The sequence below is a fragment of the Massilia sp. Root335 genome, assembly GCF_001425685.1.
Lineage (GTDB): Bacteria > Pseudomonadota > Gammaproteobacteria > Burkholderiales > Burkholderiaceae_D > Telluria > Telluria luteola.
In genome coordinates this window covers 51,721-60,311 of sequence record NZ_LMCY01000003.1, presented here as the reverse complement: position 1 = coordinate 60,311, position 8,591 = coordinate 51,721, and the positions used below count along the sequence as shown (strand labels likewise).

The window sequence follows — 8,591 nt, the reverse complement described above, 5'->3', positions numbered from 1 at the left end:
CGGATCGACCCTGGCGCCCGGGGCAGGACCGTGCATGCTGCGGGACGCATCGGCCTTGGGCCCCTGCCTTCGCAGGGGCGACGGTCTCGCTGCTGGCGAACGAAGTCAGTCAGCTCGACCGTGCGCGCCCGGGGCAGGACCGTAGGGCGGGCTCCCCGAGTCCGCGCGGACGCGCGCGACGCGTCGGCATCACACGGACGCGTGCGGCGCATCGGCATCACACGGGCGCCACGGTCCCGTGCAGCTGCCGGAACGCCCGCTGGAACTCGTCGAGGTGGCGCGTGAACGGTGCCGGCGCGAGCGGGCGCAGGCGCGCGAGCAGCGCTTCGCCCTCGGCCACGCGCTCCGTCTCCAGGCAGGCGCGCAGCAGGTTGAAGCCGGCCTGCGGACCGTGCTTGGCCGGTTCGTAGACGGGCCCCACGAGCGTGACGATCAGGCCCGTGTGGCCGTGCCGGGCCAGGTCGGCGGCCATCGTCATCAGGGCGCTGCCGTCCACCTCGGCCGCGGCCAGCACGGCCGTGTACTGTTCGCGCGCCGCCGGCAGGTCGCCCGCCGCCAGGTGGTGCCGGGCCAGCAGGAGCTGCGCGCGCCAGCTGCCCGGCAAGCCGCACGCATCCCGCAGGGCCGCCAGGAAGCCGGCCTCGCCCGCGCGCTCGCGCTCGAAGGCGAGCCAGCCGTTCAACGCGTGGTCGAAGTTCGGATCGAGCCGGACCGCGCGCCCCAGCAGGTCGGCCGTCGCCGCAGCAATGCCCCGGTCATGCGTCACCTTCGCCAGATTGGTCAGCAGCGCGGCCGTTTCGCCGACGGCCCGGATGCCGGCCCGCAGCGCGGCTTCGGCGTCGTCCAGCCGTCCGCTTTCCAGCAGGACGATGCCGTGCGCGACGTGGCTGCGTTCCGGCAGGCCGTCGATCTCGACGAGGCGGGCCGCCGCCGTCATCAACTCGGGCGCGAAGCCGTCCGACAGGGCAGACATGATCGTGGCGTACAACGCGTCCGGGCTGTTCCAGTGCTGCCTGAGTCGCGGGTGCAGCACCTTGTCGCGCCATTCCGCCCGGGGCATCATCACCTGGCGGCCGTGTTCGTCGTAGGCCGTGATGGCGTCGTGCGTGGCGGGGGCCGGCAGCGCGGGTTTGCGGGGATGGAAAGCGGCAACAAGGCGTCGGAACATGGCATTCTCCAGGTGGGCAATACAGCGCATTATCGATTTCATTTCCACTTGGAAATTGATTTTCCCCGGTGGCCAGATCGCGATCCGATCTGGGTCAATATCGGGGCGGCGCCGGATAACGGGAATACTTAATGCCCGTACAACAACAGTTACGTTCTGCAAATATCTCTGCCATGGAAGTCGTTGAGCCAAGAGCAACAAATAGTTGACGTGGGGCGCAAAAACGTTACACTTTGGCAAACTTGTTTTGACGGAGACCGTTGATGAAACGCTTGGCCTTGTTGTCGATCATGGCAACCGCGATGTGGGCGGGCGCCTGCCAGGCCGCCGAGCCCAGCCTGTGCAAATCCCTGTGCGACGCCGACAAGAGCGAATGCCGGGCGAATGCCCACGAGTTGGCCGCGGACGACGGTTCGCCGCCGCTCGAGATGCCTGAGAAAAACCCGCTGGCGCGCGCCGCGCAACTGCAGGTGCCTACCGAATCGTCGCGCGCGATCGACAATGCCGGGACGCAAGCGCGCAGGATCGGCCATGCCGGCGCGTGCGACGAGACTTACCTGCGCTGCACCCGCGCCTGCGCCGCGCCGGCCGCTTCGTCCGTGGTGAAGCCGGCGTCCGGCCGGCGCGACGGCATCTGACCGGCGCCTGCCCGTTGACTCCGCGCGCAGACGCAGTAGACTGGCGATATCGCCCATGCAACCCTCGTCACCCGGAGCGGGCGGCGGGGGTTTTTCGTTTGTTCGCTCCGACATGGAGGAAACCATGGCTGACTGGATGGGCTGGCTGGTGGCAGCCGGCGTGCTCGTGATCCTGGAGCTGTTCACCGGGACCTTTTACCTGTTGATGATCGCCAGCGGCCTCGCGGTGGGCGGCGTCGTCGCGCTGGCCGGCGCGGCGGCGCCCGTGCAGGCGATCGGCGCCGCCGTCGTGGGCGTGCTGGCGACGGGGCTGCTGCATCGTTCGCGTTTCGGCCACCCCGCGAAGACGGACGCCCGGCGCGACCGCAACGTCAACCTGGACATCGGCCAGCGCGTCACCGTCCCGGCCTGGGACAACGGCCGCGCGCGCGTGATGTACCGCGGCGCGCTGTGGGACGTCGAGCTCGGGCAGGGCGTCGCGCCCCATGCAGGCGAGTTCCGGATCGTCGAGGTGCAGGGCAGCCGGCTCGTGGTGGCGAATCCATGAAGACGGCGCACGTCCTCGTCCTGCTGGTCGCGGTGACGCTGGTGGCCGGCGTCGTCGATGCGCGCGCCATGGCGCTGCACATCCAGTCCAACGGCTGGACCGTCCTGTCCACGCTGCTGTTCAGCTTCCTGAGCTTCTGCTGGTATCGCATCGACAGCGAGGCGCGCCGCTACCGGCGCTCGCGCTGGCTCAACGTCGGCATCGTCATGCTCGCGATCGTCGCCGTACCGTACTACATCGCGCGCAGCCGTCCGGCCGGGCAGAAGGGCCGCGCCCTGCTGCGGCTGGCGGCGTTCTGCGTGCTGCTCGGCGTCGCGGGGGCGCTCGGCGGCATCGCCTACGAATGGCTCGGCCCGTCCCCCATCTGATTCATCGCTCAACCGTCAACCAAAGGATGACCATGGAATTCTCGTTTGGAACCCTCGCGCTGGTGATCTTCATCGTCGCCCTGGTGTTCGTCTTCAAGACCATCAACGTCGTGCCGCAGCAGCACGCGTGGGTGGTCGAACGGCTCGGCAAATTCCACGCCACGCTGGCGCCGGGCCTGAACATCGTCGTGCCGTTCATCGACCGCATCGCCTACAAGCACAGCCTGAAGGAGATCCCGCTCGACGTGCCGCCGCAGGTCTGCATCACGAAGGACAACACGCAGCTGCAGGTGGACGGCATCCTGTACTTCCAGGTGACGGACCCGATGCGCGCGTCGTACGGCTCGTCCAACTATATCCAGGCCATCACGCAGCTGGCGCAGACGACGCTGCGTTCCGTGGTCGGCCGCATGGAGCTGGACAAGACCTTCGAGGAGCGCGACCACATCAACACGACCGTCGTCAACGCGATCGACGAATCGGCCGCCAACTGGGGCGTCAAGGTACTGCGCTACGAGATCAAGGACCTCACGCCGCCGGCCGAGATCCTGCATTCGATGCAGCGCCAGATCACGGCCGAACGCGAGAAGCGCGCGCTGATCGCCGCGTCGGAAGGGCGGCGCCAGGAAGCCATCAACATCGCGAGCGGCGAGCGCGAGGCCGCCATCGCCCGTTCCGAAGGCGAGAAGCAGGCCGCCATCAACCGCGCGCAGGGCGAGGCCGCGGCGATCATCGCGCTGGCCGACGCCAGCGCCAGCGCGCTGCGCCAGGTGGGCGAGGCGATCCGCGCGCCGGGCGGCATCGACGCCGTCAACCTGCGCGTGGCCGAGCACTACGTCGACGCCTTCGGCAAGCTGGCCAAGACGAACAATTCGATCATCGTCCCGGCCGACATGGGCGATATGAGCGGCCTGATCGCCTCGGCGCTCACGATCGTGAAGTCGCAGAAGACCTGAGTGTGACGATGATCAACGGCAATTTCAGCGGGTTCCTTAAGCTGTTCGTCGACGTCAAACCGCGCTGAGGGGATCTCCCCGCGGCGCACGGGAGCCGCGATGAGTCACCAGCGTGTCGTGTTGTGGATCATGGCCTTGATGGCCGGTACGGGCCTGCTGGACGCCGGCCATGCCGACGACGCCGCCCAGCTGCATCCGCTGGTGGGCGTCGTCGTCAGCTACCTGTGCTTCTTGTGGTACCGCGGCGACAGCGACGCGCGCGGCTACCGGAGGTCGCGCTGGCTCAGCGTGGCCGTGGTGGCGTTCGCGGTGGCGACGATCCCGTACTACCTCGTGCGCAGCCGGCGCGACGGCGAGCGCGGGGCTGCGTTGATGACGTACGCCGCCTACCTCGCGGCGGCGGCGTTTGCCGTGTGGGTCGGCATGGCCATCCACATCGGGCTGGCCTAGCAGCGCTCAGAAATCGACGGTCGCCGACACGGTCACGGTGCGCGGCGCTCCGAGCACCAGATAGCCATAGCCCGGATACCCGCCGGCCGACGCCCAGTAATCGCGCGCCAGCGCATTGTCCACGCGCGCGCGCAGCGTGACGTCGCGATCGAGCACGCGCGTCGCATAGCTGGCGCCCAGGTCGAGGCGCGTCCACGATGGCAGCTTCTGCGTGTTGGCCGCATCCGCATACTGCTGCGACGTGTACACGGCGCGCGCGTTGAGCGACAGGCCGGCCACCTGCGGCACGTCCCAGTCGGCGCCGACGTTCAGCTGCGTGCCCGGCACCCCGATCGCATCCTTGCCGTCGTTGACCGCGCCCGCCGTGCGGCGCTGTTCGGCGTCCAGCAGGGTGAGGCCGCCGAGCACGCGCAGGCCGTGCATCGGCATGCCGAACACAGACAGTTCCAGGCCCTGGTTGCGCTGTTCGCCGAACACGCCGAAGTGGCGGTTTTCCACATAGCCCATCGGCTGTGCCGTCGTGAACAGGGCGGCACTCATGCCGAGTTTGCCGCTGTCGTATTTCACGCCGACTTCCTTCTGGCGCGATGTGTACGGCGCAAAGACTTCGCCCTGGTTGTCGATGTTCGCGCCCGATGCGACGGGCCCCTGCTGCAGCGCCTCGATATAGTTCGCATAGACCGACACGTTCTTCAGCGGCTTGTAGACGATGCCGGCGACCGGTGTGTTGGCGCTCGCGTCGTACGCGCTGTTCTGCGCACCCGTGTTGTAGTCGTGGCCGTAGGACTTGATGCGCTGGTGGCGCACGCCGGCCGTCACTCGCACGGTATCGTCCAGGAACGACAGCGTGTCCGCGACGGCGTAGCTGGACAGGATGGATTTCTGCGTCAGCAGCGGGTTCGCCAGGACGCCGCCGACGAACGCGGTGGCGGCAGGCGCCGCCACGTCGACGGGGCGGTACAGGTTGGACGTCCAGCCGGCGAAGTCGCCGAACGCATACGCATTGTCCGACTTGAGCCCGAACGCCGATGCGGTGGCGCTGATCGTGTGTTTTATGCCGCCCGTGGCGAGGTCGCCGCGCACGCCGATCTCGCCCGTGCGCACATTGTCCTTGCGTTCGTTGTCGAAGCGGGTCATGACGGTGCCGCCGTTGTCGTCGGTCGTCGTCGGCGACGAGATCGTGTTCGATTCGCGGCCCGTGCGCGCGCCCATGGCGGCCCACGCGACCACGCCCGGCGCGAGGTCGACTTCGCCGCGTACCGTGCCGAACGTGTCGCGCTCGTTCGAATGCGTCCACGGCTGCGCGAAATTGCCGGCGGCATCCGGCGCGGCGGGCAGCGCGAGACCGGTGCCGGCCGTGACGCTCGGGCGGCCGTTGCGCAGCTGGTGGTCCTGGTAGCCCACGTCGGCCGAGAGGCGATAATTGTCGCCGCGGTAGTCCAGGCCGACCGAGAACACCGACAGTGCGCGCTTCTCGCGGTCGACCGCGGTGTCGCCGTCGCGCCGCACGGCGTTCACGCGGATGCCCGCGCGGTCGCCCGCGCCGAAGCGGCGCGCGACGTCGGCCGCCACGTATTTCTGGCCGCCCGATTCGAGACCGACGGTGACCTCGTTCAGCGGCTTGTTCGGCGCCCGCTTGGGCAGCAGGTTGATCATGCCGCCGATGCCGCCGCCGCCCGGCGCCGCGCCGTTGATGAAGCTGTTCGCGCCGCGCAGCACTTCCACGCGTTCCAGCAGTTCGCTCGCCACGAACTGGCGCGGCAATAAACCGTATAAACCGTTATATGCGAGGTCGTCCGAGTTCACCGCGAAGCCGCGGATCACGTACAGCTCCTGGTAATTGCCGAAGCCGCGCGCCACGCGCACGGACGGGTCGTTCTGCACCACGTCCGCCACGCTCTTCGCCTGCTGGTCCTGGATCAGCGCCTGCGTGTAGTTGGTGGCGTTGAACGGTGCGTCCATGATGTCCACGTTCCCGAGCAGGCCGAGGCGCCCGCCGCGCGCCACCTGGCCGCCGGCGTAGGCGGAGGGCAGGCCCTGGGCCGATGCGTCGGCGGACGCGGTGACGACGACCGTGGCCATGCCGTCGTCGGTGGTCTGGGCCGAGGCGGATGCGGCGAGGAGCTGGGCGCCGATGGCGATCGGTGTGAGGGCGGTGCGGTGGAATCGTGCGAGCGGCATGGAAATCTTCAGGGTTTAATGAGAATGGTTCTCATTATAGCCAGCGTTCTTGCTTTCGTAAATGAGAACCATTATTATCTGGACTCTGCCGCAATACCGCTTCCCATGTCTCCCGCAAATGTCCGCCGCTGGTCCTGGCTCCATACGTGGAGCAGCCTGGTCTGCACCGTCTTCATGCTCCTGCTGTGCCTGACCGGCCTGCCGCTGATCTGGCGCCACGAGATCGGCCACCTGCTCGGCAACGACATCGAGGCGCCGCCGCTGGCGGCCGCCCTCGTCTCGACGCCGCCGCCCAGCCTCGACCGCGTGATCGCCGCGGGCCGGGCCCGCTATCCGCACAAGGTCATGATGTACATGTCGCAGGAGCCGGACGAACCGGCGCTGTGGTTCCTGACGATGGGCGAGCACGCGACCGATCCAGACTTCAAGAGCGTCGCCATCGACGCGCGCACCGCGCGATTCGTCGGCGAACCGCCGATCGAGGGCGGCGGCGTCATGCAGTTCATCTTCCACCTGCATGTCGACCTGTTCGCGGGCGTGTGGGGCAAGCTGTTCCTGGGTGCCATGGGCATGCTGCTGCTGACGGCCATCGTGTCCGGCGTCGTGCTGTACGCGCCGTTCATGCGCAAGCAGGATTTCGGTACGGTCCGCCGCGGCCGCACGGCACGCCTGAAATGGCTCGACCTGCACAACCTGCTGGGTATCGTCACGCTCGTGTGGGGCCTCGTCGTGGGCGCGACCGGCGTCGTGAATACGCTGGCCGACGTGTTGCTGCAGGTCTGGCAGGCCACCGAGATCGCCGCGATGACGACGCCGTACGCGGGCCAGCCGGCGCCCGCGGCGTTCGCGCCGGTCGAGGCGGCGGTGCGCAATGCGGAGCGCGCGGCGCCCGGCATGCGCGTCGGCTTCGTCGCGTTCCCCGGCACGCCGTTCGCGAGCCCCCATCACTACGGCGTCTACATGCATGGCGACGCGCCCCTGACGTCGCGGCTCTACGCGCCGGTGCTGGTCGACGCGCGGACGGCCGCCGTCACCGACCGCCGCGACCTGCCGTGGTACCTGACGGCGCTGCTGCTGTCGCAGCCGCTGCATTTCGGCGACTACGGCGGCGCCGGCATGAAGGCCGTGTGGACGCTGCTCGACGTGGCGACGCTCGTCGTGCTGGGCAGCGGCCTGTATCTGTGGCTGCGGCGCGGGCGCGCGGCCGCGCGCCCCGCACGCGTGCCCGCGCGCGCCGCGCCCGCGCTCGCGCGCGAAGGCGAGGCCGAATGAGCGCGCGTCACGGCACGCTGCGCCACGTCTGGGCGATGCCGATCGCGCTCGGCGCGCTGACGCTCGCCGGCCTCGTCGTGGGTCTGCTGGCGGACGGCGCGTGGGACCTCGCCGCCGTCGCCGCGCTGGCGCTGCCGCTGGCCGTGGGCGCGTGGCATGCGCTCAGGCCCGCGCGTTCGCCGCGCTGAGCGGGGCCGCCCGCATGCATACCGCGCTTTAATTCTCTGTTAAGCATGCACCCGGCGAAGCCGCGTATAACATCCGCAGAATAACCACAGGCGAGGAGTCCTGAATGAAGAACTGGGTGCGCAGCAACAAGGCTTTCCTGGCGTTTCTCGTCCTGTTCGGCATGTTCCGCACGGCGGTGGCGGACTGGAATCCGATCCCGTCGGCGTCGATGCATCCGAACCTGCTCGAAGGCGACGTCGTGCTCGTGAACCGCCTTGCGTTCGACCTGAAGGTCCCGCTCACGGACGTCGTGCTGGCGCACCTCGGCGAGCCGCGGCGCGGCGACATCGTCACGTTCCGCTCGCCGCGCGACCGCACCCTGTTGATCAAGCGCGTCGTGGCGCTGCCGGGCGACGTCGTCGAGATGCGCAACGAGCGCCTGTTCATCAACGGCCGCGGCGCCGACTACCGGGTCGTCGAACAGTCGCTCGATTCGGTCGGCGGCACGGCGATGCGCGCGCTGCAGCTGGCCGAATCGTGGGACGGCAAGACGGCGCAGCCGCGCCGCCACATCCAGATCATGCCGGACGTGATGGCGCCGCGCACCTTCGGCCCCGTCACCGTGCCGCAGGGCGAGTACCTGATGCTGGGCGATAACCGCGACAACAGCGCCGACTCGCGCGTGATCGGCCTGGTGCCGCGCAAGCTGCTCGTGGGCCGCGCCGAGCGCGTGCTCGTCTCCGCCGACTACCAGGGCAACTGGATGCCGCGCACCGAGCGCTTCGGCATGTCGCTGTACCGCCCCGACTGATCGCGTGCGCGCAGGCGGCACTGGCTGCGCCT

At 69.0% G+C, this 8,591-nt stretch carries 10 protein-coding genes; 8 read left to right on the top strand and 2 right to left on the bottom strand.

Annotated features, from left to right (window positions below; all coding sequences use genetic code 11):
* Positions 1-217 precede the first annotated feature (217 nt).
* Positions 218-1,168, bottom strand: coding sequence for a tetratricopeptide repeat protein (locus tag ASC93_RS00785; protein WP_157201694.1), 951 nt, complete (start codon positions 1,166-1,168; stop codon positions 218-220).
* Between the two features lie 263 nt (positions 1,169-1,431).
* On the opposite strand from ASC93_RS00785, the gene ASC93_RS00780 reads away from it, so the two are divergent.
* The 5 genes from ASC93_RS00780 to ASC93_RS00760 all read left to right on the top strand — a co-directional run bounded on the left by ASC93_RS00780 (position 1,432) and on the right by ASC93_RS00760 (position 4,127).
* A complete protein-coding gene (locus tag ASC93_RS00780; protein ID WP_056435527.1) occupies positions 1,432-1,806 on the top strand; it encodes a hypothetical protein in 375 nt (124 codons plus the stop codon).
* Between the two features lie 124 nt (positions 1,807-1,930).
* The gene (locus ASC93_RS00775) at positions 1,931-2,353 is read left to right on the top strand and encodes an NfeD family protein (RefSeq protein WP_056435524.1); all 423 of its coding nucleotides are present in this window, start codon (positions 1,931-1,933) and stop codon (positions 2,351-2,353) included.
* Positions 2,350-2,721 (top strand): hypothetical protein, encoded by a 372-nt coding sequence (locus ASC93_RS00770; RefSeq protein WP_056435521.1) that lies wholly within the window; start codon positions 2,350-2,352, stop codon positions 2,719-2,721. The genes ASC93_RS00775 and ASC93_RS00770 overlap by 4 nt, the downstream gene beginning before the upstream one ends.
* 32 nt (positions 2,722-2,753) lie before the next feature.
* Complete coding sequence (locus ASC93_RS00765; protein ID WP_056435518.1) at positions 2,754-3,677, top strand: SPFH domain-containing protein; 924 nt, start codon at positions 2,754-2,756, stop codon at positions 3,675-3,677.
* A 99-nt stretch (positions 3,678-3,776) separates the two neighbouring features.
* The gene (locus ASC93_RS00760; RefSeq protein ID WP_157201693.1) at positions 3,777-4,127 is read left to right on the top strand and encodes a hypothetical protein; all 351 of its coding nucleotides are present in this window, start codon (positions 3,777-3,779) and stop codon (positions 4,125-4,127) included.
* A 6-nt stretch (positions 4,128-4,133) separates the two neighbouring features.
* On the opposite strand, the gene ASC93_RS00755 is transcribed toward ASC93_RS00760, so the two are convergent.
* Complete coding sequence (locus ASC93_RS00755) at positions 4,134-6,308, bottom strand: TonB-dependent siderophore receptor (RefSeq protein ID WP_056435511.1); 2,175 nt, start codon at positions 6,306-6,308, stop codon at positions 4,134-4,136.
* A 105-nt stretch (positions 6,309-6,413) separates the two neighbouring features.
* On the opposite strand from ASC93_RS00755, the gene ASC93_RS00750 reads away from it, so the two are divergent.
* The 3 genes from ASC93_RS00750 to lepB all read left to right on the top strand — a co-directional run bounded on the left by ASC93_RS00750 (position 6,414) and on the right by lepB (position 8,559).
* Positions 6,414-7,580 carry a PepSY domain-containing protein gene (locus ASC93_RS00750; RefSeq protein WP_056435508.1) on the top strand — a complete coding sequence of 389 codons (1,167 nt, stop codon included), beginning with the start codon at positions 6,414-6,416 and terminating at the stop codon, positions 7,578-7,580.
* Complete coding sequence (locus tag ASC93_RS00745; RefSeq protein WP_056435505.1) at positions 7,577-7,768, top strand: hypothetical protein; 192 nt, start codon at positions 7,577-7,579, stop codon at positions 7,766-7,768. Before ASC93_RS00750 ends, ASC93_RS00745 begins: the two co-directional genes overlap by 4 nt.
* Before the next feature lie 104 nt (positions 7,769-7,872).
* Positions 7,873-8,559, top strand: coding sequence for a signal peptidase I (gene lepB / locus ASC93_RS00740; protein ID WP_056435502.1), 687 nt, complete (start codon positions 7,873-7,875; stop codon positions 8,557-8,559).
* The last annotated feature ends 32 nt before the right edge of the window (positions 8,560-8,591 follow it).

Excerpts from the sequence above, each read along its gene's own strand:
- ASC93_RS00755 (WP_056435511.1), bottom strand. The coding sequence starts at position 6,308 with ATGCCGCTCGCACGATTCCACCGCACCGCCCTCACACCGATCGCCATC.
- ASC93_RS00760 (WP_157201693.1), top strand. The coding sequence starts at position 3,777 with ATGAGTCACCAGCGTGTCGTGTTGTGGATCATGGCCTTGATGGCCGGT.
- ASC93_RS00745 (WP_056435505.1), top strand. The coding sequence starts at position 7,577 with ATGAGCGCGCGTCACGGCACGCTGCGCCACGTCTGGGCGATGCCGATC.
- ASC93_RS00765 (WP_056435518.1), top strand. The coding sequence starts at position 2,754 with ATGGAATTCTCGTTTGGAACCCTCGCGCTGGTGATCTTCATCGTCGCC.
- ASC93_RS00780 (WP_056435527.1), top strand. The coding sequence starts at position 1,432 with ATGAAACGCTTGGCCTTGTTGTCGATCATGGCAACCGCGATGTGGGCG.
- ASC93_RS00750 (WP_056435508.1), top strand. The coding sequence starts at position 6,414 with ATGTCTCCCGCAAATGTCCGCCGCTGGTCCTGGCTCCATACGTGGAGC.
- ASC93_RS00770 (WP_056435521.1), top strand. The coding sequence starts at position 2,350 with ATGAAGACGGCGCACGTCCTCGTCCTGCTGGTCGCGGTGACGCTGGTG.
- lepB (WP_056435502.1), top strand. The coding sequence starts at position 7,873 with ATGAAGAACTGGGTGCGCAGCAACAAGGCTTTCCTGGCGTTTCTCGTC.
- ASC93_RS00785 (WP_157201694.1), bottom strand. The coding sequence starts at position 1,168 with ATGTTCCGACGCCTTGTTGCCGCTTTCCATCCCCGCAAACCCGCGCTG.
- ASC93_RS00775 (WP_056435524.1), top strand. The coding sequence starts at position 1,931 with ATGGCTGACTGGATGGGCTGGCTGGTGGCAGCCGGCGTGCTCGTGATC.